Below are 553 nucleotides of genomic sequence, written 5' to 3' on the forward strand. Positions count from 1 at the left end.
TTCGGCACAAGATGAACGCCTGCGGCCTCCCTACGTCTAACCCCTTGGCAATCGTGGATCGGTCGGAAATACTTTCATCAAGTTCGCCATCATTGAGGCGTGCGCTGTGCGAGCGCCTGAGCGAGGCAAGCGTAACGATTATCGAAAACACACAAGTGCGCGCGCATGAGAATGGCTGCCTGATGTTGGATTCTGGACAGTTCCTGACTGCACAACTGGTTCTATGGACCGCCGGTGCACGCGCACCTGGCTGGCTGGAAAAATCAGGACTTGAGACGAGTGGCGGATTTCCAGTCGTAAATTCATGCCTGCAGTCGATCTCACATCCAGACATTTTCATTTCAGGCGATGTGGCTTCTCTTCAAAAGGGTCACATACCCAAAGCAGGCGTGTATGCCGTGCGGCAAGGGCCCATCCTCATGCAGAATCTGATCGCGAAGCTGAGCGGCGCACCTTTACAGGATTATGATCCGCAGAAGGATTACCTCAAACTTGTCAGCCTTGGGGCACGTTCTGCAATAGCTGAAAAGTGGGGTCACACAATTCAACTTCC

Annotated in this window: 1 protein-coding gene; it reads left to right on the top strand. The window is 53.2% G+C overall.

The genetic code is table 11. The features are described from left to right. Positions 1-53 precede the first annotated feature (53 nt). Positions 54-553: FAD-dependent oxidoreductase (locus B4F73_RS13205; protein ID WP_290483493.1), on the top strand; the 500-nt coding region annotated here is incomplete at its 3' end.

The sequence above is a fragment of the Hyphomonas sp. UBA3601 genome, assembly GCF_002375605.1.
GTDB lineage: Bacteria > Pseudomonadota > Alphaproteobacteria > Caulobacterales > Hyphomonadaceae > Hyphomonas.